Raw genomic sequence first — 23,452 nt, forward strand, 5'->3', positions numbered from 1 at the left:
GCGTGCAGGCAACACTACAGGAACATGACCATGGGACAAGAAGAGGCCGGCGTTTCGGTAGCCCCAGATGCGCCGGTGCTGGGCGATGACACAGACGTCGCTGGCTTCGCCGTCCCGCGGCGCACCTCATGGACGAGACGCCTCGTCAAAATCACTGCATTGTGGGCGCTCGTCGAATTTCCCATGGAATTCTGGGTCGCGCCAGACGACATGCAGCGGCTCGCGCTTGCGCTTGCCACCGTAATCTGGCTTCTTCTCGCATTTTATGTGCTCAGGGGCAGCGCGGCGGCGCGCGGCACACTTGCCTTCCTGTGTGTGTTGAGCGTTATCGCCATCGCGCCGGCGCTGCCCGCCGAGTACGCGGGGTTTCGTGTCGCGTTCTGGTTGTCGTTGGTCGAATGCGCACTGAAGGGCCTGTTATTCGTCGCTTTGCTGTCATCACGCCATACCGCCGTGTCTGGATGATGTTCGGCGCATGCGCACGATATCGCCTTATTTCTTCACCGCTGGCCCCTGATATGCCAGCGTCAGGACATTAACTCTCGACGGTCGTCAGAACGCGGGCTACAACGTCGATTGTGACGCTCGTGATGAGCGGGGGGCGCGGGATCTTCGTGCTTCCCCCTCCACCAATCTGGAAGGCGATCAGAAAGCGACTCGACATCGGTAACTGGTGTGCAGAAACGTCGAATTGCAGCGCACGGGGCATTCGTTGCCCGAAATGTCTCAGGTCCAGACTGCCCACGGGATGGTCCAGTTCATCAAAGACATACCCAGTTGCCCGTACCGGGTATGCAGCGTCACTTTGCATCGTGACGTTAAAAGTCACCGTTGAGATGATCTGCTCATTTTCAATTTGAAATGGGGAAAAATAAGCGGCTACAAAGTCAACGTTCCAGTCGTCAGGACAGACGCAACACTCCTGGAAGCCGGACCATCCCGCTGGCGTAGCGGCCAGCGTGGAGGGCTTGAGTCGGGTGGCCTTGACAATCGGAATCTCCGTCAGCGAATTTCCAGCTTCCCCCGTCACACAAAACGGCCTGAAGACGGAGGGAGCTGATACAACCGAGGTGCTGTCCATATCGGTTTGGGGACTGTGGTGAGAGCTAGCAGCGCAGCTAGCGCCACACGAAGTACTGGAGGGTTCAGGTGAGCGCAAAGGCAGGACGCCGCCTGCCTGGTCCTGTCCTGGCTACAAATTGATGAGCGATTGGTCGACGGTTTGCTGGGTCTTTATCGTTTGAGCGTTGGCCTGATAGTTCCGTTGCGCCGTAATGAGCGCTACGAGCTGGTCAGTCAGATCAACGTTCGAACTTTCCTGCATAAATCCTTGTAGCACACCGTGGTTGAAAGTGCCCGGCGTGCCGATTTGCGCAGCCCCTGACGCCAGAGTTGCGTAGAACAGGTTGCCGCTTTGACTTTGAAGCCCATTCGGATTGGCGAAAGTCGCCGTCGCCACTTGCCCAATGACGAGTGTCTCCCCGTTCGTGTAACCGGCAGTGATGGTGCCGTCGTCAGCGACGGAAAGTGTGCCGTTGTAAGCGGCCGCGGCGTATCCGTCGGGGTGATACCGGGTCACGCTGTCTGTCGTCGCGGCGTACTGCGTGGTGTTGCCGAGATCGATGGCAATCGTTTGCGGGCTGGCGCTGCCATTAGTCGTGTTCATCTCGAACGAAAGGAAACTCGAACTGGTGAGTCTCCCGGAGGAATCGAAAGTCAGTGTTCCGATTTGCGTGTACGGGGAAGGCGTCCCGGTTCCATTGTCAACGGTGACATCCGAACCTTGGGGCGCTATATAGGCACTCCATTGATTGGGGGTGGCCGGATCTTTCACAAGATAAATGCTGATCTGATGCTCGTTACCTTCTGAATCGTACGTAGTAGCCGTCGTTGCGAAGTTGTAGCTCTGGTTGTTGGTAGGGTCGAACGGCGTGACTTTCGGGGTTTCATCTCCCGCGTTGAGATTGAAAGACCACGCGATCGCGCTGGTCGGCTTCGGGGGCAGATTTGCCACGGTCGCAGTCGTTAATTGAATCAGTCGTGAAGTGTCGACGACACTATTCGGACCAACTGCGTATCCCATTAACGGAAGGCCATTGCTGCTGTTAATAATATTTCCGTCACTGTCTTGCTGAAATTGACCGTTTCTCGAGTAGACCAGAGTACCGTTCTGAGAAAGCAGAAAGAAACCATTTCCTCTAATGTCGAGATCGAGCGGATTACCTGTTTGGGTAGGTGTTCCTTCCGAGAAGTCCCGGACGATCGTCGACGTTGCAACACCGATGCCGATCTGATTATTCGTCGCGCCGAGCATCGCGTTAGCGTACATGTCGGAAAAAACCGCCGTGCCTTGTTTGAATCCCACTGTGTGGGCATTTGCAATATTATTGCCGATGACATCAAGATCGTTTGAGACGGCATGCAAGCCGCTTAGCCCCGTCTGGTAACTCATATGGTCTTCCTTGGTCGAACATCAGAGTGTGTGGTGATGTAATTCCGCCGGAGGCAGGCGGTTTCGCCCGAGGAATTCTAAGTGATGTGTTTTCCTATTATTTATGAAACTTCGTCCAAATATTTGTTCCGTATATTCATAAAATAGCGCGGCTATTGGGAATTAATGTTCTGCTTCAGGCGGTTGCTGCGGATTTCAACTGATGGAGACATTTAGCGCGACATTTGAAGCGTATGCGCGCGTTGTACGGGGAGCGTCGCATGTCCTTGCAGGACGAGTTATTAGACGCACGCGAGTGGGCGACCCGCATGCAAAAGAGGGCAAGGACGAGAGTCCTTGCCCTTGTGATCAGTGAAGTTCTAGCCGCGCTTAGCTTTGGATGAATGCGAGCAGATCCGCGTTGAATTTCTCTTTGTGCGTGTCAGTCAAGCCATGCGGCGCGCCCGGGTAGACAATCAGCTTCGAGTTCTTTATCAGCTTTGCCGATGCGCGGCCGGCTGCGTCGATAGGCACGATCTGATCGTCTTCTCCATGAATGATCAGCGTCGGGACGTCGATCTTTTTCAGATCTTCGGTAAAGTCGGTTTCGGAGAATGCCTTGATCGAATCGTACGTGTTTTTGTGGCCGCCCTGCATGCCCTGCGCCCACCACGAATCGATCAAGCCCTGCGACGGCTTGGCGCCGGGGCGGTTGAAGCCATAGAACGGTCCGGATGGCACGTCTTTGTAGAACTGCGAGCGGTTCCCCAATTGAGCAGCACGCAGGCCGTCAAATACCTCGATCGGCAATCCCCCCACGTTTGTGGGAGTTTTCAGCATCAACGGCGGAACAGCCGACACGAGCACGACTTTTGACACGCGTCGAGTACCGTGACGGCCCAGATAGCGTGCAACCTCGCCGCCGCCGGTGGAAAAGCCAACAAGTACGGCATCCTTGAGGCCGAGCGTTTCGAACACCGTCGCCAGGTCGTCGGCATAGGTATCCATTTCATTGCCGTTCCACGGTTGGCTCGAACGTCCGTGGCCTCTGCGGTCGTGCGCCACGGCGCGAAAGCCGTGCGACGCCACTAGCATCATCTGCGATTCCCAACTATCGGAGCTAAGCGGCCAGCCGTGACAGAACACCACGGGGCGGCCTGCACCCCAATCCTTGTAGTACAACTGAGTGCCATCTTTCGACGATATGTAACTCGAGAAGTGTCGGTGGTCCGCTTTCGATGCCTGCGGTGAAGCGACGGCTGGGCTTGCCTGAACCGTACCCGGGAGCATGGCGGCCGCCAGGCCGCCTGCGGCCGCGGCACCGCCGATCAACAATTTTCGACGTGTGGGTTGTTCATTCACCTTACTGCTTTTCATATTCATCCTCGTTGTTGAGCGTCTGCTCTGAGCGGGTCTGGTTTCGTTGACCATGGCGATCGCACGAAGTCATGCTTCAGCAGCGCGAGAGGAATGTTAGGGGGGCATCCCGACGAAAAAAAGGCTGAAAGAAGGCAACGTCGTGTTGCATCCGGAAACATCAAAGGACGCGACGCTAATCGGCTCTTGAATGAGGGGCCACCCCGATCTGGCGCGGCCGAATACAGTTACCGAAGGCAGGGTGTCGATATTGCGCCGACGGAAGTAGCGCTTCCCGAGGTTTCCGATAGAAGTATCTGATTCACAACGCTAACCGGATCGCTTGCTCGTCGCAGTCTCGATGGCAGCTGCCAGGTCGTTGGCACCCAAAGGCTTGATCAGAAGGGCACAGGCTCCGGTCGCGAAAGCTTGACGATGCAGTTCGGGCGTCGGATATGCGGTGATAAATATCGTTGGTATGCGCCACCCGTTTTCAATCAGGCGCACAGACAATTCAATGCCCGACAATCCCGGCATTTGAACATCTGAAACGATGCAGTCGGGCTGAGTATCGCCGGTATGTGCCAACACCTCGGCGGCCGATTCGAAGGTCACGACATCGTAGTCAAACGATCTGAGTAAGGTTGATAGACCCGATCGAACCGAGGGATCGTCGTCAACGACCCAAATTACCTGTGACGCGCGCAATTATCTTTCTCCCTGTCCGCGCCGATTGCGCGGAGTGGCCATCGCGTCCAGCGGATGAATGCGATCATACCCGACGGGTGGGCCGCTTAAAATCATACGCAGGTATATATAGGGGCAGTGCTGTTTGTCGGTAGAATGTTAGTAGCCAGTAAGTCGTGAGCTACTGCCGGCGCTGCTTGTGATACCCGCTCCGACCGCACCATTAGCTTACAATTACATCTCATTCCGAAAGAGCGACTATTCCCACTGACGGACCTATGCATTGTGTACACCAGTACGGGGAAAGGAACGCGAATGGAGAAAAACGTTTTTCCGGCCGTGGCTAGCACAGACGGTGCAATCGTCTATGTAATCGACGACGATGCGTCAATGCTCTCGGCACTATCTAGCTTGTTGCGTTCGTGCGGATATTCGGTGCGAACCTTTGAGCGGATCCGGGATTTCATTTCGGCTGAAAAACCGGGGGTTCCAAGCTGCCTGCTACTGGACGTCCGCCTGCAGGGTGAGAGTGGTTTGACGTTCCAGTTGAGTGCGCGAAACCATCAGGTCGACATGCCAATTATCGTCATGACTGCCCATGGCGATATTGAAATGTCAGTGGAGGCCATGAAAGCCGGCGCCGTTGATTTCCTGACCAAACCTGTTCGAGAGCAACGTGTTATCGACGCTGTTTCGTCGGCGATCGGCCGTCATGCTGAGCAATTGGAAAAATCTCTCACAAGGGTTGCGCTTCTGGCGCGTTATAACACGCTGACCGCGCGGGAGCGTGAAGTAATCTGGTTCGTTGTGAAGGGGTTTTTGAACAAGCAGATCGCTGCTGAAATGAACCTGAGCGAAATCACCATCAAGATGTACCGTGGCGCTGCGATGAAGAAGCTTGAAGCGCTATCGCTTGCCGATCTGGTGAGAAAGATGGAGATCGTCAGATCGGCGGAACGCGGACGGTATTGACGGTTAGGGTCCAGGCGGTGAAGTCGTTACGAATTCTCCCGAGGAGTTGCAGATCAAAGGCGGCCCAGATTCTTGATCCGACTGTCTGAGAGCGGAATCTCTCACGCCATCGTGTGTGTACTCCACCAGGCCGCACCCCATGGTCTGGCACACGCGACTTCGATTCATTTTGCCGGTTGGACGCTCATCTTCGGCAAGAGCCCCCCGGGGCAACGTCGATTGATGTTCTTCGATGCAACGCCGTGTTGCCCTCTTTCGACCTTCTTCTCGTGGGGACGTCCCCCTAACATTCGTCTTGCGGTGCTGAAGCGTGACGTCTTGAAACAGCAACTGCCAGCGCCCGGTGCAATCACTGCAGCGAATGGCAAACGCGTTATGCGATCCAAAGTTCTCGCGGTGAATTGAAACAGGCCGTCTCAAGTACGAGGTTCAACCGGACCGTCGCGTATTTATTTTCCATCTGCGTATCGGAGCAGCTTTTTGCCGCTCGCCGGCGCACACCAATGAGGACATTTATGTCAGAACACGTTTACAAGAAGGTGGAACTGACCGGTTCGTCGAAGAAATCGATCGACGACGCGATCACCACAGCGATCGCCAAAGCATCGGAAACGCTGCGCAATCTGCACTGGTTCGAGGTCACGGAAACACGTGGCCAGATCGAGAACGGCAAGGTCGCGTACTGGCAGGTGACGCTGAAGGTCGGCCTGCGCATCGAGGACTGAGCAGCTGCCGCACAACTCGCTGGCGCCTGACGTCGCGCAAACCCGAACAACGATCCAGTGTGAGTGGAAGTTGGAATCGAAAACAATATCGGTGGCATCGCACCACGGCATTCATGCCGATGTCGCCGGGAACCGAAAACTTACGGCCCTCCGCACCGCCGCTATTTCAAGGAAGCACTGAATTGATGGGCTTTCTATTGGCGCGACGCAGGAAAGGAGATGCACGATGAGAATGGCTACTGGAAGACGGTCAATACTTCCAGGTCTGGTGATTCTTCTCGCAGGCTGTGCTGCTTGTGGCATGCCGTATGCCGGGCCACGCCTCGCCTCGACGGAGTGCCGCGACCTGGTGGCGCTCAGAGAAAACGCGCACCCTACCATAGAGCAACGCCATAGCGAGCTCACTGCCCTCAGGAAAGCGGGCTACGCTGCGTCAACGTGGTATGACGATCCATACTACCCGGACGATCTGCAAGCGGCACAACGCCTGGTCGACTCCTGGTTCAAAACAGAGTGCCAGCAGCTTTAATCCGGCTGAGATGGACAGGCCGAGTACTGACAAAGGCATTCCGCGCACGGAACGAATAACCTGCTGCTGACGTTGGTACAGCGTGGATGGTCCAAGTGATCCGCAAAGCCCGACTCACTGGCGAGGAAAGTCATCCTCATTGCAACGAGGGCTTACTCGTCCTGACGCTACTTTCGCGACACATCCACACCAGAGTAGTCTGAATCGTTCTTTTCGGGGAAAAAGGGTATGCGCAACAACCATCCAATCACGCAGCGCGAGTTCGAAACCCCGGGCAATGCGACGTTGATGTCGACAACCGATGTGCAAGCTACATTAGCTGTGCGAACGCTGCGTTCATCGAGGCTAGCGGTTTCTCACGCGATGAAATTCAAGATCAACCTCATAACCTTGTCCGTCATCCCGACGTGCCGCAGCAGGCGTTTGCCGACATGTGGGCGACGCTCAAAGGAGGAGAGCCGTGGAGCGCGCTGATCAAGAACCGGCGCAAGGATGGCGACCACTACTGGGTACGCGCGAATGCCATTCCGGTCTTGCGCAACGGCCAAACGTCGGGCTACAGGTCAGTGCGGACCAAACCCTCGCGAGAGGCAACCAAGACCGCCGAGTCCCTTTACCGTGCGTTTCGCGAGCACAAGGCGAGCAAGCGGCGCTTTCACAAGGGCCTGATTGTTCGCACGGGCCTGATGGGATGGACCTCTATCCTCAAGACCATGCCGGTGCGCCGGCGCATCCGGTCTGCGTTGCTTGCGGCTGCGCCGTTCCTTCTGTGCGCGGCCTGGCTCTGCGGCGTCAGGGAGATTTCGCTGGTGGCGGGGTTCTCTGCGTTTGCCCTTGGATGCCTGCTATGCTAACTCGGCCTCATGTTCCGGTGGCTCATCGACGACGTAAGCGAACAGGTCACAACAGTCCAGAGCGCGATCAACGAGATCGCACAAGGCAACAACGATCTCAGCGGGCGCATGGAGCAGGCGGCGTCGAATGTGCAGCAGACGGCGGCTTCGATGGCGCAGATGACAGCGACGGTGAAGAGCAACGCCGAAATCGGGATGCAGGTGAACATGCTTTCGGGTTCCGCTAGCGATGCAGCCGCAAAGGGCGGAAAAGCGGTAGCGGAAGTCATCAGCACCATGAATGAAATCACCGCTAGTTCGCGAAGGATTGCGGACATCATTGGCGTCATCGACGGCATAGCGTTCCAGACCAATATCCTGGCCTTGAATCCAGCCGTTGAAGCTGCTCGTGCGGGCGATCAGGGGCGAGGATTCGCGGTCGTTGCCGGGCAAGTCCGTGCGCTTGCACAACGTAGCGCGAATGCGGCGAAAGAGATCACGAACCTCATCTCGACCAGCGTTGAGAAAGTCGAGACGGGGTCCAGCCTGGTCGCCGACGCCGGTAAGACAATGGACGAGATCGTGACGCAAGTGAAGAGAGTGTCGGATCTGATCGCGGAGGTCAGAGCTGCAACGGAAGAACAAAGCAGCGGCGTCTCCCAGATCGATCAGGCCGTGAGCGATCTCGACAACATCACGCAGCGGAACGCAACGCTGGTCGAGAAAAGCAGTGCCGCTTCGGATAGCCTCAAGCAGCAGGCGACGAGACTTGCGGAGGCGGTGAGCGTCTTCCGATAAAGTTTTCGCGCGTTCGGAGTGCGCATCTCATGCGGCTTCCACGATCGATGCGGCTTCGCAAGCACGGAGTGTCGCAGGTCAGCTAACGCTTTGTTGATCAACCCCGCACACACCGAAACCCCGCATACACATACTGATAGTGCGGCTGAAACCAGTTGCGAAATTCCGGCCGCAGCATGCACAGCGCGGTACGCGCCGAACCGCCCTTCAGCACGTAATGCTGTCCATCGAAGAAGTTGGCCGAATAGCCGGGATAGAACGGAAACGCTTCGAACCCCGGCAGCGCTTCGAATAGCGTCGAGGTCCATTCCCAACCGTTGCCGAACTGACCTTCCGCACCGAACGCGCTGACGTTGTCCGGATGCGCATCGACGGGTCGCGGGTCCCAGCTGCGGAAATCGAAGTTCCCCGATGCCGCGTGCGGCGCGCCGTGCGCCGCGCGTTGCCATTGCGCCTCCGTCGGCAGGGCTTTGCCGGCCCAGCGCGCGTAGGCGCTCGCTTCGGCGTGGCTCACGTAGACGGGCCAGTCGAGCGGCAACGGCACGTCGTCGAACATCGTGCGCAGCGTCCATGCGGTGCGGCCGTTTTCCAATGTGCGTTGCGACCAGCCGGCCGGATGCTCGATGCACTCCGCTTCCTTCCACGCCCAGTCTTTCGGCGACCACCACTTCGGCTCGCTATATCCGCCGTCTTGGAGGAACTCGAGGAACGCACCGTTCGTGACCATGTATCGATCGATCTCGAACGCGGGCACCTCCACGCCCATTTCGCCGAATTCATTGTCCCAGCCGAAACGGCCGGCCTCGCGCGGCATGCCGAGCACGGTCGTGCCGGCGGGCACGCGGACCATCGACGACAACGCGTCGCGCTGCTCCGTGCATGTCACGACCGGCTCGCGCAACGCGGTGTTTTTCTGCGCGAGCGGCAACTGATGGAGCATGTACGCGAGCGTTTCCGCGTGCATCAACCGATGCTCGATCGCGACGTTCAGCAACTGCACCGCCGCTTCGTCGTGCGCCGGGTTGCCGAGTTCGGCGAGCGCGGCGTCGATCTGCCGGCGCGCGCGCATCGCATACTCGCGCACGGCGTCGAGCGACGGCCAATCGCTGGGCTGATCGGTGGGAAAGCCGCCGTCTACCGGATCGATGCCGAACGCGAACAGCTGGTCGAGTTCCGGTGCGAAAGCCGGCAGATCGAACAGACGCTGGTCGAACAGATTGCGATCGAACGCTTCGAGATGGCCGATATAGAACACCACGCGATGACGCTCGCGGATCGGCCGTTCATAGAGGTAGTCGGGTTTGACGATTGCAAACAGGTCATCGGTTACTTGACGCGCGTCGTGCAGGCGCTGCACGAGCAGATGATGCGGGGCAGGGTCGCGATTCATTGGGGCCGGGTCTCCATGCAACACGGTCGCCGTGGGGGCGGTCTGAAAACTTTACCCCCTTGCAGACGGCGTGCCAAGACGAACCGAGCGACCGTTCAGCCCGGGCCAACCGCTCAGACCTGCCGCAAGCCTTCCAGATCGACGATGTGAATATGCTTGCCCCGCGTGTCGATCAGGCCACGCTTTTGAAATCTTGACAGGGTGCGGCTGACCGTTTCGAGCGTCATGCCGAGGTAGCTGCCCATGTCTTCGCGTGTCATGCGCAGGTTGAATTCCGACCACGAGTAGCCGCGCTGCGCATTGCGCTGCGACACGTCCAGCAGGAAGGCGGCGACGCGTTCGTCGGCGGACAGCGAGCCGAGCACCATCATCTGCGCGGCCTCGCTGACGATCTGCGCACCCAGCAGCTTGTGCATGCGCTCCTGGATCGAACCGATTTCGCGGCATAGCTGCTTCAGCGCACTGTATGGAACGATGCACACCGTGCTGTCTTCCAGCGCGACGGCGCTGCACGCATGGATGTCCGCGCTGATGCCGTCCAGCCCGAGCGGCTCGCCTGCAAGACGCAGGCCGGTGACCTGCTCGCGGCCGTCGCGGTGGACCATCACGGTCTTCATCGAGCCGGAACGCAGCGCGTAGATGCTGTCGAAGCGGTCGCCGCTGCGATACAGCGCTTCGCCGCGCGGCACCGAGCGCGCCGAACAGATCAGCGTTTCGAGCTTCGGCAGTTCCTCCGCCGACAGCCCCTGCGGCATGCAGATCTGACGCATCGAACAACTGGAGCAGCGCGCGGCGGTGCGTGCGGTGGCGCGTCCCGCCATGGACTCGCGGCTGCCGCTCGCGGCAGAGCCGGCGGAGCGGGTCGAGGAACGGGGCACAGCGGTGGGATTCAGCATGTTCTGCGCGCGATTGATATTGGTAGTGGTGAAATTGTCCCACCCGTTATGACCCTCAACAGGTGGCAAAGTGACGCGTTCGCTGCTTCGCTTTCCGAGCGGCGGTGGTGCCTCGACGAAGGTGGAAAGGTGAGCCGCCGCGGCTTATGTCGACGTCATGGCTCACCGTCTTGCGCGTGATGACCGTGTCAGACGGGTTGCTTGTCGGCGCCCGCGGCGGACGGCACCAGCAGAACCGGCAACGTGGCCTGGCGCACGCACCGTTCGGCGACGCTGCCGAGAATCAGCCGCTGGAAGCCACGCCGCCCGTGCGTGCCCATCACGAGCAGGTCGGCGTTGAATTCGGCGGCGGCATGCAGCACGATCTCGGCGACATCGCCGAGCGACGAAGCCTCGGAAACTCCCGGGTCGCCCTTCACACCTTGCTCGGCCATCACTTTCGAAAACTCGGCGCGCAGCTCCTGGCCTTCCTCGATCAGGCGGTTGCGCAGGATCGACGGGTCGTAGCCGGGCGCCTCGAAGTACATCGGCGTGTTTTCGACGACATAAAACGGCCGCAGCACAGCGCCATTCGATTTGGCGAGTTCGAGCGCCGCTTCGAACGCACGGCGCGAGGTATTGCTGCCGTCGACCGCTACAAGGATGCGTTTGTACATATCGGCTCCGCGTCAAAAAAGCGTCTGCCGCATTGCTAGCCGCGGCAGGGTTCTGTTGATCTTTTATACCAACGAAGCTTAGGTGATTGCGGGAAAAGATGCACCCGACCAGGATGTAAATCAAACATTTGCCAAATATTCAGGCCTGGCGCGGACAAAATGGCGGCCGCGGCGGCGCGCGCGAGTGGCCTTGCATGCTTGCAAACCGCATAAGTTTGCTGAAGCTGAAACAAGGTTGGCCTTACAATCAGGCCATATTCAGACAAGCTGGCCAGTCCGCTGATGAACGATCGAAAAACTAAGGGCTTACCCGACCAGATCTACGGCGACATTCTCAACCGCATCCTCGAAGGCGAGTACAAGGAAGGCGAGCGGTTGCCGACCGAGCATGCGCTGGCGGAGCGTTTCGCCACGTCCCGGCCGACCGTGCGCGAAGCGCTCGCGCGACTGCGTGCCGACGGCATCATCTCGACGCGGCACGGCTCGGGCACGACCGTCGCGCGGCGCCCCGACCCCGATGTGCGCCGCTTCGCGCCACTCGAGACGCTGTCCGATATCCGCCGCTGCTATGAATTTCGCATCGTGACCGAAGCGGGCGCCGCCGCGCAGGCAGCGCTGAAGGCCGACGCCCAGGACATCGCCGCGATCCAGCATGCGTGGGACGAGCTCGAGCGCATCATCGAGGCGCAGGGCATCGGCGCGAAGGACGACTTCCTGTTCCACCAGGCGGTCGCGCGGGCGTCGAAGAATCCGTTTTTCATCACGGTGATGTCGTTCATCGAGGAACAGATCCTGTTCAGCATGAACCTGTCGCGCAATCTGTCGCTGGTCAAAACGGTGGAGCGGCAGCGGCTGGTGCAGGCCGAGCACATGGCGGTGCTCGACGCGATCCGCCGCAAGGACTCGGCGGCCGCGGGCGCCGCGATGCGCGCGCATCTCGAGAACGCGCTGGAACGGATGTTCGGTTCCTGAGCCGACGCGCGCGGGTGAAGGTGTCGAGATTTTCGGTGACGCCAGGCTCCGGCGCGGCTCAAGCCGCGTCGGCGACCGGCCCGAATAGCGAGGTCAGCGTTTTCGCGCTTACCGCGACGTCGAGCGCAATGGCCCGCTCGACGCCGATCTGCAGCGGCGGCCCGAGCCGGCTGATATCGAGCCCGGCACGGCGCAGCATGCGCTCGATCGGCGTGGTGGTCACCGTGACGTAATGCGTAATGCCCATGCGCTGTGCGAAACGCATCACTTCCTGAATTGCGCGGATTGTCATATCCGTGAAACCAAAAGACTGTTCCTCCCCGTCGGTTTCGATCGCCCAGCGGCTCAGTTCCCAGATATGTCGGCCGACCGGCGCGGCTGCGCCATGCAGCAGTTGCGGGAAGGTGTCCTTGAGCATGTTCGGACCTTCGGTCGGCATCAGTCGCCAACAGCCGCGCAACCGTTCGTCTTCGCCCTGAATCAGCATGTAGTACGGCCCGAGCGCGTCATAGCCGTCTATCTCCATTCCCGCGATGGTCGGAATTTCCCAGCCGAGCCGGCCGTGAAAGACCCGGGCGCGCAGCCGGTACATCTCGTTGATCAGTTCGTTGTCGAATTCCTGCCGGAGTCCAATACGGATCGTGGTTTGCATGACGTTCTCCTGTGCGTGTTGGGGCTGCCAGATACGCAGGAAAACTTATGCATTCTGAATCTTTGCGCCACCTACCTACCTGGATAGGTGTGGATGCTTATCGGGTATCGCAAAATTCATCCACGTAACCGCCCCCAACCTACAAGGGTCCAAAATGGAACTCCTCGACAATCACTGGCAACCGCAAACCCACCTCCAGGCGCGCCCCTCGGAGGTCTCTTCGGCAGTGGATCGTGTTCTGATCATTGCCTACCGGAAGAAGAAAAAAGAGAGCCAGCGTCGTTTCTGGGCTCGCTTCGGCGTCACGCAGTCGCGCGGCAGCCGCTTCGAGTCGGGCGCGGAGATCCCGGCGCCGGTGTCGATCCTGCTTGGCCTTTACTTCATGAAAACCGTGTCGGATGCCGATCTGGGTCGCGCCGAGCGCGTGATGTACAGCCGCGACGCGGCCGCGCTGCTCAACCCGGGTCAATAAGCCCAAGCTGGGCCGCGATCACGGCGGCCGCGCGCCGTGAATTCACGCCGAATTTCGCCCTGATGTTTTTCATGTGGAAGTTCACCACGGCTTCCGAACAACTCAGGATGTGGGATATCTCCCACGTGGATTTGCCGCGTGCGGTCCATTTCAGGCATTCGCGCTCGCGCGGAGTCAGCTTCGGCATCAAGCTCTGCGCATGCGAATCCAGATGCTGTTTGCTGGTGTCGATCACGAGGTCGCGCAACAGCACGAGGTTCGGCAACGCGGCGTTCACATGGCGCCTGAACCCGTCCGACGGCTTGTCGTCATTGACGAAGCACATCATGCCGGCTTCCTGATTCGGCCCGTGAATCGGCAGCGTCACACCCGCACCCAAGCCGTACGAGCGGGCTTCCTCGTACAGGGCTTGCTGTGGCGGGGTGGCGAAAATCTCCGGCGTCCAGATGAGCGGCGCGGAGCGTGACAGGCAGTGCGCGACCGTCGGGTCGATATGCACCATGCCCTGTTCGTCATAGGTCTGCCGCCATGCCGGCGCGTAAGTGCTGCGCAGGTAAGCGTCCTCGAGACGCATGGTGGGCCGGGGCAGCATCGCGACCAGTATCCTGTCGAAGCCCCACGTTTCGGCGAGGCCCGTAATCGCGCCGAACCATTCCGCCTCGTCGGCGGCGTCCAGTAGCGGTGCCATCTGCTCGATAAAGTGTAGCGACAATTTCTTGGCTCTCTCAGGCTCGCAAACATCCCATTCGCGGTTATTGGCAGACAAACTTCGGTCCGCTCTTTTGGTCCGCATAATCTATCACTAAAAACTCGAAAGCAATGCGCTGGCGCTCCGCGGGGTAAACGATAGCAGCCATGTGATAGCAGGGACGGCGTTGCCTATTATTATGCTGATTGAAATAGACCTTTAACCCGCCCGGGGTGTCGGGCGAGAAATGCGGCTAATCCGCATCCGGCTACCGCATTTTAATATGTTTCATTGACAGCATTATTTCTTTCGTGCTTCGGAATTAATCGCATTTATTCGATTATTTGGGAAAGCGGGTTATTTGCGCGTCGAGTCGGTCCTGCCAAAAAAAGCGCATGCGCCGTTTCCATGTGGGCGGCGGCATCATTGTTATACAAAAGGAAATCTCGTGAACGGCTCCCGGGCAATTCGCCGCCGGCGGCATGCTGGTGCGACCGCCATGCGCAGGTTGTTTGACGACATTGTGATGCCGATGCTACCGTGAAACCTCCGCCCAGCGCGTTTCGCGCGTCAGCCATCATGAACGAATCTCCGCTCCGCGACGGCGAGTTCGCCGCGTCGGTCATGGCCGTGCCGCCGCTCGCGCGTCGCGCCGACTACACGCTCGACCCTGCCCAGAATTTTGCGCTGATCCGCCATATCGAAGCGGGTGGCGTACGCACGCTACTGTATGGCGGCAACGCGAACCTCTATCACGTCGCGGTCAGCGAATACCGCGAGCTACTGGACCTGCTCGCCGAGGCCGCGAGTCCGGGTACACGCGTGATTCCGGCGCTCGGTCCCGACTACGGCAAGATGCTCGATCAGGCGCGCATCCTCGCGCAGACGCGTTACCGCACCGCGATGGTGCTGCCGCTCGGCGGCTTTACGACGTCCGAGGGCGTCGAGACGGGCCTCACGCGGATCGCCGACACGGCCGGCATGCCGCTCACCTTGTATATCAAGAGCGAAAACTATGTCGCTGTCGATACGCTCGGGCGGCTCGTCGAGCGTGGCACGTTGAGCGCGGTCAAATACGCGATCCCGCGCGACGATCCCGCCGACGATCCGTATCTGCGCCGGCTGCTGCAATGGGTGCCGGCCGCGAAGATCGTATCGGGCATGGGCGAGCGGCCGGCGCTCGTGCATCTGCGCGAATTCGGGCTGGCTGCGTGGACGACCGGTAGCGGCTGCATCGCGCCGAGCATGGTCATGGCGCTGCTGGGCGCCGTGCAAAGCGGCCGGAGCCCCGACGGGACCGATAGCGCGGACAACGACACCGCCCAACGTTTGTACGATGCATTCATGCCGCTCGAAACGCTGCGTAACGACATCTCGCTGATCCGCGTGCTGCACGATGCGATCACATTCACGGGCCTCGCCGACATGGGGCCGCTGCTGCCACTGCTCAGTTCGACGCCGCGCGAGCATCATGCGAAGATCGCTCAGACCGCGTGCACGCTGCTCGCTCTCGAGCGCGAGTTCGCGCCCACCCAATCGAACCGCTCCGACACGCAGGCAAGCACATGACCGATCACAGTAGACGCTATCCCGATCCCTCCATCCGCGTGTTCGATCCACGCTTCAAGTCGTTGATCATCGCGTCGGCGTCGGTCGAATGCCTGTATCAGGGCACGCGCTGGTCGGAGGGGCCGGTGTGGTTCGGCGACGGCCGTTATCTGCTGTGGAGCGATATTCCGAACGACCGCATCCTGCGCTGGGACGAAACGACTGGCGCGGTCAGCACGTTCCGTCAATCGTCGAACAATGCGAACGGCCATACGCGCGATCGCGAAGGGCGTCTCGTCAGTTGCGAGCACCTGACGCGGCGCGTGACGCGTACCGAGTACGACGGCTCGATCACCGTGCTCGCCGACCGCTATCAGGGCAAGCGCTTCAATTCGCCAAACGACGTGGTCGTCAAATCGGACGGCTCGATCTGGTTTACCGACCCGACCTTCGGCATCGAAGGCTTCTACGAGGGCGAGCAGCAGCAGTCCGAACTGAAGCCGTGCGTGTATCGGATCGACGGGCAGACGGGCGAGGTCTCGATGGTCATCGACGACGTGCTCGCCCCGAACGGCCTCGCGTTTTCGCCGGACGAGTCGCTGCTGTACGTGGTCCAATCGCGCGGCGAGCCGCGCAAGATCCGCGTATTCGATGTCGAGGCCAATGGCAAAGGCACGACGGTGTCGAACAACCGCGTGCTGATCGATGCGGGTCCGGGCACCCCCGACGGCTTTCGGGTGGACGTGCACGGCAATCTGTGGTGCGGCTGGGGGATGGGCACCGACGAACTCGACGGCGTGCGCGTCTTCACCGCGCAAGGCGAGCCGCTCGGCCATATCGCGCTACCGGAGCGTTGCGCGAACGTTTGCTTCGGCGGACGGCATCGCAACCGTCTGTTCATGGCGGCGAGCCACGGCTTGTATTCGCTGTTCGTCAATACGCAGGGCGTGCGCGGAGGTTGAGCAGTTGTCCGCTAACCAGACAACTTGTGTTGCAGCCACTGCGGATGCTCGGGTTTGCCCTTAATTCGCGTTACCAGGCATTGAACGGCAAGGATTTCACGTCAATCGAGCCGTTTTCGTCCAGGCCCCGCGCTCTGGACTATTTGCTTGACATCGGCTGTTGCGCTTCGCTATGTTCCCTTGGTAGAAAGATACCGTCCGCACGCAACACATCGACCAGCGGGCTTCCATACCAAGAAGCGAGGAGACGTAATGACTGTTTCGCACAGGCTGTCGTTCAAGCTGGTATCCGTCTGTATCGCCGCAAGCGCGGCGTTCGCCGTTGCCGCGCACGCGGCCGATCCGGTCACGATCAACATCGTCGACGTGGCCGGCGATCTTCAACTCACGCAGAAGGGCTTCGAGGCGTTCAAGGCCAAGAACCCGAATCTCGTCGCGAACATCACGTTCACGAACGCTCCTTCGCCGCAATTGCCCGGCAAGATCAAGGCGATGCAGGCCGCGGGACGCTCCGATATCGACCTCGTATTGACCGGCACCGACGCGCTCGCGGCCGGCATCGAACAGAACCTGTGGATCAAACTGCTGCCCGATAACGCGGCGCAGTTCCCCGGTGTGCTCGACAAGTACGCGCCGGGCCCGCGCAAGATGCAGGATCTCGCGCAGGGCTACGGGCTCGAGGTCGCATATATGCCGGCTGGTCCGCTGCTCGAATACAACCCGGCCAAGGTCAGCGATCCGCCGAAGACACCCGAGCAACTGCTGCAATGGTGCAAGGCCCACCCCGACAAGCTGATCTACGCGCGGCCGGCCAATTCCGGTCCTGGCCGCACGTTCCTGATGGGCTTGCCGTACGTGCTCGGCGACAAGGACCCGCAGGACCCGGTGCACGGCTGGGACAAGACGTGGGCGTACCTGAAGCAGCTGAACGACTGCATTCCGTACTATCCGGGCGGCACCTCGGCGGTGATGAAGGAACTGGGCGAAGGAACGCGCGACATGACCGTGACCGTGACCGGCTGGGACATCAATCCGCGCGCGCTCGGCATCGTGCCGGCCGAATTCCGCGTACAGCCGTTCGACAACATGACGTGGGTCAACGACGCGCACTACATGGTGGTTCCGAAGGGCGTGCCGAAGGAAAAGCTCGACGTGCTGTACAAGATGATGAACTTCATGCTGGAGCCCGCGCAGCAGGCATTGACCTACGACGACGGCTACTTCTACCCGGGCCCGGCGATCAAGGGCGTCACGATCGAGCAGGCGCCCGCGCATAGCCAGGAGGTGCTGCAAAAGTATGGCCGGCCGGAATACGCGAAGATGTTGAGCGATCGTCCGCATGCGATGCCGCTGAATGCGGCGGCAATGGTCGCGGCCTTCAAGAAGTGGGATACCGACATCGGCGCGCAGAAGACCCGTTAGGCCTTCACCATTGCGACGGAAAACGAGGCGAAACGCAGCGCGGCGTGAGGTAGCGCCGCGCTGCGTGTTTGCGGCGATCATCCGCGCCTCGGCTTAACTGCTGATGCGCCGCGCGCACCGCACGCGCGGCACTTGCGACCCCCGTCGTCTCACGCGGATCAGGAAACCGTATGAAGCATCACTTTGAGCAGTTGCGGCTCGACTCGGTGAGCCGCAGTTTCACGAACGCGCAAGGTCACGCGATCGCCGCGCTGCAGGGTCTCGATCTGACGATCCGGCGCGGCGAGTTCATCGCGCTGCTGGGACCGTCGGGTTGCGGCAAATCGACGGCGCTGAACTGCATCGCCGGATTGCAGCCGCTCACCGGCGGCGGCATCTGGCTCGACGAGCGGCGCATCGACGTGCTGCCGCCGGAAAAGCGCGGCTTCGGCATGGTGTTCCAGAACTACGCGCTGTTCCCGCATATGAGCGTGCTCGACAACGTCGGCTTCGGGCTGAAGATGCGCGGCGTCGGCAAGAGCGAGATCGCGCGCCGTGCACGCGAGGCGTTGAAACTGGTGCAACTGACAGGGCATGAGCAGAAGCTGCCCGGCCAATTGTCCGGTGGCCAGCAGCAGCGTGTCGCGATCGCGCGTGCGATCGTGATCGAGCCGCCACTGATCCTGATGGACGAGCCGCTGTCGAATCTCGATACGAAGCTGCGCATCGAAATGCGCGCGGAGATTCGCCGCATCCATACGCAGCTCGAACGCGCGACGCTGTACGTGACGCATGATCAGGACGAAGCGCTGTCGATGGCCGATCGCATCGTCGTGATGAGGGAGGGCGTCGTGCAGCAGGTCGCGACGCCGAAAGAGGTCTATACGCGGCCGCGCAATCTGCATGTCGCGCGCTTCATGGGCTATCGCAACGTCGCCGAGTTCACGCTGGAGGGCATGCAAGGCGAGGGCGTGGTGGTCAGTGCGAACGGCGTGCGGCTGATCGGCACGGCGATGGCCGGCTTCGACGGCAAGCGCGTGAGCGTCGCGCTGCGCCCCGAAGACATGGAACGTGCCCAGCCCGGCGCCGACAACGCGTTCGAGGCGCTGATCGACGCCGTCGAATACGGTGGGCACGATTCGCTGCTGCGCGTGAAGACCGCGTTCGGCGACGTGTGGGCGCGCGTAACCGGTGAATGCGCGGAGGGTGAGCGCATCATGCTGCGCGTGCGGCCGTCGTGCGTGCTCGTCTACGATGCCGAGGCCGCATGAACACGCCGACGCTCGTCCTCCCGCTTACTCCCCGCGCGCCGCGCGATGCCAAGGCCTGGCTCGTCGCGCCGGCGCTGCTCTTTATCGTCGCGCTGTTCATCTATCCGTTCGCGTACGGTCTCGCGCTGTCGTTCCGGCCGATGAACGGCGGCGGTCTATGGGCCAACTATCTGACGTTCTTCACCGACACGTCGATGTGGCCGACGATTCTCGTCACGCTGAAGCTGTCGGTGCCGGCCACGCTGATCAATGTCGGCGTGTCGGTGCCGGTCGCGTTCGCGCTGCGCCGCTACTCGCGTTATCAGAAGCTCGTCACGACGCTGCTGGTGATTCCGGTGACGCTCGGCACGGTGCTGATCGCCGACGGCATGCTCACGTATTTCGGTCCCCACGGCTGGCTGCCGCAGGCGTTGCAGGCGCTGCATCTGTACACGCAAGAGGTGCGGCTCACGCACAACTTCACGGGCGTGCTGCTGTCGCTGATCGTGTCGGGCTTTCCGTTCGCGTTTCTGTTGACGCTGTCGTACGTGACCGGCATCGACCCGACACTCGCGAGCGCGGCGGCGACGCTCGGCGCGAGTCCGTGGCAGCAGTTTCGCCGCATCTATTTCCCGCTGCTCGTGCCGGGGCTCACGATGGCCGCATGTTTGTCGTTCGTGCAGGCGTTCTCGGTGTTTCCGTCGGCGGTGCTGCTCGGCGCGCCCGCGGGTCCGACGCGCGTGATGTCGATTGCCGCGGCCGAAGCCGCGTTCGAGAGCTACGACTATTCGCTGGCGTCGGCGATCGCGATGGTGATGGGCTTCGTGCAACTGCTGGTGGTCGCCGCGCTGCTCGGCGCGCGCCGCTGGTTCTATCGTGGTCCCGTGACGGGAGGCAAAGGCTGATGACGACCGATCGTCGCGCGACGCAGCCCGACTGGCCCGCGTCCACCTCCGCTTCCGCATCCGCGGCGCCGCAGCCGGGCGATGGCGCCCGCGAGCCCGCGCAACACGCGCGTCAGCGAGCGAACCTGCCGGGCCGCATCTGGCAGGTGCTGGTGTGGGCCGTGATGGCGTTTTTCCTGATCAACGTCGTGCTGCTGATTGCGACGGTCGCGGTGAATTCGATCGCGACGCGCTGGTTCGGCACCGCGTTGCCGCAAGGTTTCACGCTGCACTGGTATGCGCAGGCGTGGAGCGACTTTCAGCTCGCGAGCGTGCTGTGGGTGACCGTGCAGGTGGTCGGCGCGGTCGTGCTGCTGTCGGTGCTGCTCGGCGTGCCTGCCGCGTATGCGCTCGCGCGCGTGCAATTCCGCGGTAAGCGCCTTGCGATGCTGATCTTTCTGCTGCCGTTGATGGTGCCGCCCGTCACCTACGGCATTCCGATGGCGACCGTGATGTACAAGGTCGGCCTCGCCGGCACGCTATGGGGTGTGATTCTTGCGAACCTCGTACCGGCGCTGCCATTCGTGATTCTGGTGATGACACCGTTCATCGAGCAGATCGATCCGAATCTCGAAGCGGCCGCGCGCATTTTCGGCGCGAACACGTTCCGCTACTTCCGTTACGTGCTGCTGCCGCTGCTCGTGCCGGGTATGCTGGCCGCAGGGCTGCTCGTGCTGGTGCGTACGATCGGCATGTTCGAGCTGACGTTCTTTACGGCCGGTCCTGCCACGCAAACGCTGGTGGTCGCGTTGTATTACGCTGTGTTTTCGACCGGCGTGCGCGCGCCGCAATCGATCGATGCGATGGCGATGATCTATATGGCGATCACGTTGATCTGGGTGCTGATCGCACTACAATTCGTGAGCCCGACGCAGATCGTGTCTCGCGTAAAGGAACAGCGGCGCTGACGCGTGGTCGGCGTCAATCGTGGAGTAGACGTTGACGAAGAGAAAGACCGCCGAGGAATTGCGCAGTCAGCGCTGGTATGGCGCGAACGATCTGCGTTCGTTCGGCCACCGCTCGCGCACCGCGCAGATGGGCTACAACCGGGAGGAATACGCGGGCAAGCCGGTCATCGCGATTCTCAACACGTGGAGCGAGATCAATCCGTGCCACACGCATTTCAAGCAGCGCGTCGAGGAAGTGAAACGCGGCATCTGGCAGGCCGGCGGCTTCCCGATCGAGTTGCCTGTGCAGACGCTGTCCGAGCCGTTCCAGAAGCCCACCACGATGCTGTACCGCAATTTCCTCGCGATGGAAGCCGAGGAGATGCTGCGCTCGTATCCCGCCGACGGCGTCGTGCTGATGGGCGGCTGCGACAAGACCACCCCCGCGCTACTGATGGGCGCGATCTCGATGGATCTGCCCGCCATCTTTCTGCCCGCCGGCCCGATGCTGCGCGGCAACTGGAACGGCGTGACGCTCGGCTCGGGTTCCGACTCATGGCGATACTGGGCCGACCTGCGCGCGGGTACGCTGACGCCGGAAGAGTGGCAGGGCGTCGAGGGCGGCATCGCGCGCTCGCCGGGGCACTGCATGACGATGGGCACCGCGTCGACGATGACCAGCGCGGCCGAAGCACTGGGCTTCACGCTGCCCGGCTTCGCGTCGACGCCCGCGGCCGATTCGCGTCATGCGCAGATGGCCGCGAAAACCGGCATGCGTATCGTCGAGATGGTGTGGGAGGATCTGAAGCCGTCGGACCTGATCACCGCGGCCTCGGTCGATAACGCGGTGACGACTTGCGTCGCGCTGTCCGGCTCGACCAATTCGGTCGTCCATATGATCGCGCTTGCACGGCGCGCGGGCATCGAGTTGACGCTCGATCGCTTCGACGAGATCGCGCGCCGCACGCCCGTGCTCGCGAACATCAGGCCGACCGGCGCGTATCTGATGGAGGATTTTTTCTACGCGGGCGGTTTGCGCGCGCTGCTCGCGGAACTGGGCGAGCTGATCGACGGTTCGCAGAAAACCGTGAACGGCCGCACGCTCGGCGAGAACCTCGCGGGCGCGCAGATTTTTAACGACGACGTGATCCGCCGCCGCACGAATCCGCTACTGCGCGACAGCAGCCTCGCGGTGCTGCGCGGCAATCTCGCGCCCCGCGGCGCGGTGATCAAGCCCGGCGCGGCCGAGCCGCATCTGCTCGTGCATACGGGCCGCGCGGTCGTGTTCAGCGACTACAACGACATGGCCGCACGCATCGACGACGACGCGCTCGACATCGACGAAAGCTGCGTGCTGGTGCTGCAGCACGCGGGGCCGGTCGGTGCGGGCATGCCCGAGTGGGGGCAACTGCCGATCCCGCGCAAGCTGCTGCAAAAAGGCGTGCGCGACATGGTGCGCATCTCCGACACGCGGATGAGCGGCACGAGCTATGGTGCGTGCGTGCTGCACGTGGCGCCCGAGGCGTTCGTCGGCGGGCCGCTGGCGTTGGTGCGAAACGGCGATCTGATCGAGCTCGATGTGCCGCGCCGCAGGCTGAATCTGCTGATATCGGACGAAGAGTTCGCGCGCCGCAAGGCCGCGTGGGTCAAACCGGCGGCGCGCTTCGAGCGCGGCTATGGCGCCCTGCATCAGGCGCACGTGATGCAGGCGGACCAAGGCTGCGATTTCGACTTCCTGCAGCGTGGCGGCGCGAGTCCCGAGAGCTCGGGCGAGCCGGAAATTCACTGACGCTCAATACCCGACGCGATACACGCGCCCCGTCTGCGCGCCTTCCACGCTGCGCAGATAAGCAAGCGCCGCGCGTTGCGCGCTGACGGGCTCGAAGCCGCGAAAGAACGGCGCATAAGCCTCCATCGATTCAGTCAGCACGGTCGGACTCACGAGGTTGATGCGCAGCCCGCGCGGCATCTCGATCGCCGCGCCACGCACGAAGCCTTCCAGCGCGAGATTGACGGTCGTCGCGCTCGCGCCCTGCGCGATCGGTTCGTCTGCCAGAATGCCGCTCGTCAGCGTGAACGAACCGCCGTCGTTCACATACGGCAGTGCCGCGAACACGACGTTGATCTGACCCATCAGCTTGTCGCGCAGCCCGACCCAGAACTGCTCGATGCTCATTTGCGCCAGCGGACCGAAATGCACGTGGCCGGTCGCGGTGACGACGCCGTCCACCTTGCCGATGTCGCGAAACAGCCGCTCGACGCTCGCGGGCTCCGTGCTGTCGACGTGATATTGCCCGCGCGTCGCGCCCACCTCGATCACCTCGTGACGCGCCTTCAACTCCGCGCTGACGGCCTGGCCCAGCGTGCCCGTGGCACCGATGACGACGATCCTTTTCATCCGCA

The 23,452-nt window shown here is 61.3% G+C and carries 23 protein-coding genes and 1 pseudogene; 14 read left to right on the plus strand and 10 right to left on the minus strand.

All coding sequences use genetic code 11. The features are described from left to right. The first annotated feature begins 30 nt into the window (after positions 1–30). Entirely contained in the window at positions 31–465 is a 435-nt protein-coding gene (locus VSR82_RS08955) for a hypothetical protein (protein ID WP_429455955.1), read from the plus strand. 70 nt (positions 466–535) lie between these two features. On the opposite strand, the gene VSR82_RS08960 is transcribed toward VSR82_RS08955, so the two are convergent. The 4 genes from VSR82_RS08960 to VSR82_RS08975 form a co-directional block, all read right to left on the minus strand. Then, positions 536–1,081: a hypothetical protein gene (locus VSR82_RS08960; RefSeq protein ID WP_498857638.1), complete on the minus strand. Its 546-nt coding sequence runs from the start codon at positions 1,079–1,081 to the stop codon at positions 536–538. 111 nt (positions 1,082–1,192) lie between these two features. Beyond that, entirely contained in the window at positions 1,193–2,452 is a 1,260-nt protein-coding gene (gene flgE, locus VSR82_RS08965; RefSeq protein ID WP_429455954.1) for a flagellar hook protein FlgE, read from the minus strand. 369 nt (positions 2,453–2,821) lie between these two features. After that, positions 2,822–3,808 (minus strand): alpha/beta fold hydrolase, encoded by a 987-nt coding sequence (locus VSR82_RS08970; RefSeq protein ID WP_429455953.1) that lies wholly within the window; start codon positions 3,806–3,808, stop codon positions 2,822–2,824. A gap of 309 nt (positions 3,809–4,117) precedes the next feature. Beyond that, positions 4,118–4,495, minus strand: a complete 378-nt coding sequence (locus VSR82_RS08975; RefSeq protein ID WP_368585105.1) for a response regulator transcription factor — start codon at positions 4,493–4,495, stop codon at positions 4,118–4,120. A 294-nt stretch (positions 4,496–4,789) separates the two neighbouring features. On the opposite strand from VSR82_RS08975, the gene VSR82_RS08980 reads away from it, so the two are divergent. From VSR82_RS08980 to VSR82_RS08995, 4 genes and pseudogenes are all read left to right on the plus strand, one after another. Then, on the plus strand, positions 4,790–5,446 hold the full coding sequence (locus tag VSR82_RS08980; RefSeq protein WP_410850628.1) for a response regulator transcription factor: 657 nt from the start codon (positions 4,790–4,792) through the stop codon (positions 5,444–5,446). A gap of 515 nt (positions 5,447–5,961) precedes the next feature. After that, positions 5,962–6,171, plus strand: coding sequence for a dodecin (locus VSR82_RS08985; protein WP_018437078.1), 210 nt, complete (start codon positions 5,962–5,964; stop codon positions 6,169–6,171). 226 nt (positions 6,172–6,397) lie between these two features. Continuing rightward, positions 6,398–6,700 carry a hypothetical protein gene (locus tag VSR82_RS08990; protein ID WP_429455952.1) on the plus strand — a complete coding sequence of 101 codons (303 nt, stop codon included), beginning with the start codon at positions 6,398–6,400 and terminating at the stop codon, positions 6,698–6,700. 228 nt (positions 6,701–6,928) lie between these two features. Then, a pseudogene (locus VSR82_RS08995) lies at positions 6,929–8,331 on the plus strand (methyl-accepting chemotaxis protein). A 97-nt stretch (positions 8,332–8,428) separates the two neighbouring features. Here the strand turns inward: VSR82_RS08995 and VSR82_RS09000 are convergent. The 3 genes from VSR82_RS09000 to VSR82_RS09010 form a co-directional block, all read right to left on the minus strand. Further along, positions 8,429–9,721, minus strand: coding sequence for an SUMF1/EgtB/PvdO family nonheme iron enzyme (locus tag VSR82_RS09000; RefSeq protein ID WP_429455951.1), 1,293 nt, complete (start codon positions 9,719–9,721; stop codon positions 8,429–8,431). A 113-nt stretch (positions 9,722–9,834) separates the two neighbouring features. Next, positions 9,835–10,491, minus strand: coding sequence for a helix-turn-helix domain-containing protein (locus VSR82_RS09005; RefSeq protein ID WP_176369513.1), 657 nt, complete (start codon positions 10,489–10,491; stop codon positions 9,835–9,837). Between the two features lie 314 nt (positions 10,492–10,805). Next, a complete protein-coding gene (locus VSR82_RS09010; protein ID WP_176106710.1) occupies positions 10,806–11,273 on the minus strand; it encodes a universal stress protein in 468 nt (155 codons plus the stop codon). Between the two features lie 282 nt (positions 11,274–11,555). Between VSR82_RS09010 and VSR82_RS09015 the strand changes: the two genes are divergently transcribed. Continuing rightward, positions 11,556–12,245, plus strand: coding sequence for a FadR/GntR family transcriptional regulator (locus VSR82_RS09015; protein ID WP_368585112.1), 690 nt, complete (start codon positions 11,556–11,558; stop codon positions 12,243–12,245). A gap of 58 nt (positions 12,246–12,303) precedes the next feature. Here the strand turns inward: VSR82_RS09015 and VSR82_RS09020 are convergent, their stop codons facing one another. After that, positions 12,304–12,897 carry an acyl-homoserine-lactone synthase gene (locus VSR82_RS09020; RefSeq protein ID WP_410850626.1) on the minus strand — a complete coding sequence of 198 codons (594 nt, stop codon included), beginning with the start codon at positions 12,895–12,897 and terminating at the stop codon, positions 12,304–12,306. Between the two features lie 154 nt (positions 12,898–13,051). Between VSR82_RS09020 and VSR82_RS09025 the strand changes: the two genes are divergently transcribed. Then, positions 13,052–13,369: a helix-turn-helix domain-containing protein gene (locus tag VSR82_RS09025; protein WP_013092374.1), complete on the plus strand. Its 318-nt coding sequence runs from the start codon at positions 13,052–13,054 to the stop codon at positions 13,367–13,369. Here VSR82_RS09025 and VSR82_RS09030 read toward each other — a convergent pair. Next, on the minus strand, positions 13,353–14,057 hold the full coding sequence (locus VSR82_RS09030; RefSeq protein WP_368585114.1) for a helix-turn-helix transcriptional regulator: 705 nt from the start codon (positions 14,055–14,057) through the stop codon (positions 13,353–13,355). The genes VSR82_RS09025 and VSR82_RS09030 overlap by 17 nt on opposite strands. Before the next feature lie 579 nt (positions 14,058–14,636). Between VSR82_RS09030 and VSR82_RS09035 the strand changes: the two genes are divergently transcribed. From VSR82_RS09035 to araD, 7 genes are all read left to right on the plus strand, one after another. Further along, positions 14,637–15,626 carry a dihydrodipicolinate synthase family protein gene (locus VSR82_RS09035; RefSeq protein ID WP_498857639.1) on the plus strand — a complete coding sequence of 330 codons (990 nt, stop codon included), beginning with the start codon at positions 14,637–14,639 and terminating at the stop codon, positions 15,624–15,626. Further along, positions 15,623–16,567 carry an SMP-30/gluconolactonase/LRE family protein gene (locus VSR82_RS09040; RefSeq protein WP_368585116.1) on the plus strand — a complete coding sequence of 315 codons (945 nt, stop codon included), beginning with the start codon at positions 15,623–15,625 and terminating at the stop codon, positions 16,565–16,567. Before VSR82_RS09035 ends, VSR82_RS09040 begins: the two co-directional genes overlap by 4 nt. 252 nt (positions 16,568–16,819) lie before the next feature. Next, positions 16,820–17,989 carry an ABC transporter substrate-binding protein gene (locus VSR82_RS09045; protein ID WP_410850623.1) on the plus strand — a complete coding sequence of 390 codons (1,170 nt, stop codon included), beginning with the start codon at positions 16,820–16,822 and terminating at the stop codon, positions 17,987–17,989. 170 nt (positions 17,990–18,159) lie between these two features. After that, positions 18,160–19,239 carry an ABC transporter ATP-binding protein gene (locus VSR82_RS09050; protein ID WP_410850622.1) on the plus strand — a complete coding sequence of 360 codons (1,080 nt, stop codon included), beginning with the start codon at positions 18,160–18,162 and terminating at the stop codon, positions 19,237–19,239. Beyond that, on the plus strand, positions 19,236–20,123 hold the full coding sequence (locus tag VSR82_RS09055; protein ID WP_429455948.1) for an ABC transporter permease: 888 nt from the start codon (positions 19,236–19,238) through the stop codon (positions 20,121–20,123). The genes VSR82_RS09050 and VSR82_RS09055 overlap by 4 nt, the downstream gene beginning before the upstream one ends. Beyond that, positions 20,123–21,070 (plus strand): ABC transporter permease, encoded by a 948-nt coding sequence (locus tag VSR82_RS09060; RefSeq protein ID WP_176384963.1) that lies wholly within the window; start codon positions 20,123–20,125, stop codon positions 21,068–21,070. The genes VSR82_RS09055 and VSR82_RS09060 overlap by 1 nt, the downstream gene beginning before the upstream one ends. 31 nt (positions 21,071–21,101) lie before the next feature. After that, on the plus strand, positions 21,102–22,838 hold the full coding sequence (gene araD / locus VSR82_RS09065; protein WP_429455947.1) for an L-arabinonate dehydratase: 1,737 nt from the start codon (positions 21,102–21,104) through the stop codon (positions 22,836–22,838). Between the two features lie 3 nt (positions 22,839–22,841). On the opposite strand, the gene VSR82_RS09070 is transcribed toward araD, so the two are convergent. Beyond that, positions 22,842–23,447, minus strand: coding sequence for a short chain dehydrogenase (locus tag VSR82_RS09070; RefSeq protein WP_368585122.1), 606 nt, complete (start codon positions 23,445–23,447; stop codon positions 22,842–22,844). Positions 23,448–23,452 lie beyond the last annotated feature (5 nt).

Source organism: Burkholderia sp. JPY481, assembly GCF_038900515.1.
Classification (GTDB): Bacteria; Pseudomonadota; Gammaproteobacteria; order Burkholderiales; family Burkholderiaceae; genus Paraburkholderia; species Paraburkholderia youngii.

What these genes read in the sequence shown, in the direction of transcription:
- VSR82_RS09020 (WP_410850626.1), bottom strand. Translation starts at nt 12,897, where the DNA reads ATGCAAACCACGATCCGTATTGGACTCCGGCAGGAATTCGACAACGAA.
- VSR82_RS09070 (WP_368585122.1), bottom strand. Translation starts at nt 23,447, where the DNA reads ATGAAAAGGATCGTCGTCATCGGTGCCACGGGCACGCTGGGCCAGGCC.
- VSR82_RS09060 (WP_176384963.1), top strand. Translation starts at nt 20,123, where the DNA reads ATGACGACCGATCGTCGCGCGACGCAGCCCGACTGGCCCGCGTCCACC.
- VSR82_RS09050 (WP_410850622.1), top strand. Translation starts at nt 18,160, where the DNA reads ATGAAGCATCACTTTGAGCAGTTGCGGCTCGACTCGGTGAGCCGCAGT.
- flgE (WP_429455954.1), bottom strand. Translation starts at nt 2,452, where the DNA reads ATGAGTTACCAGACGGGGCTAAGCGGCTTGCATGCCGTCTCAAACGAT.
- VSR82_RS09055 (WP_429455948.1), top strand. Translation starts at nt 19,236, where the DNA reads ATGAACACGCCGACGCTCGTCCTCCCGCTTACTCCCCGCGCGCCGCGC.
- VSR82_RS09035 (WP_498857639.1), top strand. Translation starts at nt 14,637, where the DNA reads ATGAACGAATCTCCGCTCCGCGACGGCGAGTTCGCCGCGTCGGTCATG.
- VSR82_RS09030 (WP_368585114.1), bottom strand. Translation starts at nt 14,057, where the DNA reads ATGGCACCGCTACTGGACGCCGCCGACGAGGCGGAATGGTTCGGCGCG.
- VSR82_RS09015 (WP_368585112.1), top strand. Translation starts at nt 11,556, where the DNA reads ATGAACGATCGAAAAACTAAGGGCTTACCCGACCAGATCTACGGCGAC.
- VSR82_RS08960 (WP_498857638.1), bottom strand. Translation starts at nt 1,081, where the DNA reads ATGGACAGCACCTCGGTTGTATCAGCTCCCTCCGTCTTCAGGCCGTTT.
- VSR82_RS08980 (WP_410850628.1), top strand. Translation starts at nt 4,790, where the DNA reads ATGGAGAAAAACGTTTTTCCGGCCGTGGCTAGCACAGACGGTGCAATC.
- VSR82_RS09000 (WP_429455951.1), bottom strand. Translation starts at nt 9,721, where the DNA reads ATGAATCGCGACCCTGCCCCGCATCATCTGCTCGTGCAGCGCCTGCAC.
- VSR82_RS09040 (WP_368585116.1), top strand. Translation starts at nt 15,623, where the DNA reads ATGACCGATCACAGTAGACGCTATCCCGATCCCTCCATCCGCGTGTTC.
- VSR82_RS09005 (WP_176369513.1), bottom strand. Translation starts at nt 10,491, where the DNA reads ATGCGTCAGATCTGCATGCCGCAGGGGCTGTCGGCGGAGGAACTGCCG.
- VSR82_RS09010 (WP_176106710.1), bottom strand. Translation starts at nt 11,273, where the DNA reads ATGTACAAACGCATCCTTGTAGCGGTCGACGGCAGCAATACCTCGCGC.
- VSR82_RS09025 (WP_013092374.1), top strand. Translation starts at nt 13,052, where the DNA reads ATGGAACTCCTCGACAATCACTGGCAACCGCAAACCCACCTCCAGGCG.
- VSR82_RS08985 (WP_018437078.1), top strand. Translation starts at nt 5,962, where the DNA reads ATGTCAGAACACGTTTACAAGAAGGTGGAACTGACCGGTTCGTCGAAG.
- VSR82_RS08970 (WP_429455953.1), bottom strand. Translation starts at nt 3,808, where the DNA reads ATGAAAAGCAGTAAGGTGAATGAACAACCCACACGTCGAAAATTGTTG.
- VSR82_RS08990 (WP_429455952.1), top strand. Translation starts at nt 6,398, where the DNA reads ATGAGAATGGCTACTGGAAGACGGTCAATACTTCCAGGTCTGGTGATT.
- VSR82_RS08955 (WP_429455955.1), top strand. Translation starts at nt 31, where the DNA reads ATGGGACAAGAAGAGGCCGGCGTTTCGGTAGCCCCAGATGCGCCGGTG.
- VSR82_RS09045 (WP_410850623.1), top strand. Translation starts at nt 16,820, where the DNA reads ATGACTGTTTCGCACAGGCTGTCGTTCAAGCTGGTATCCGTCTGTATC.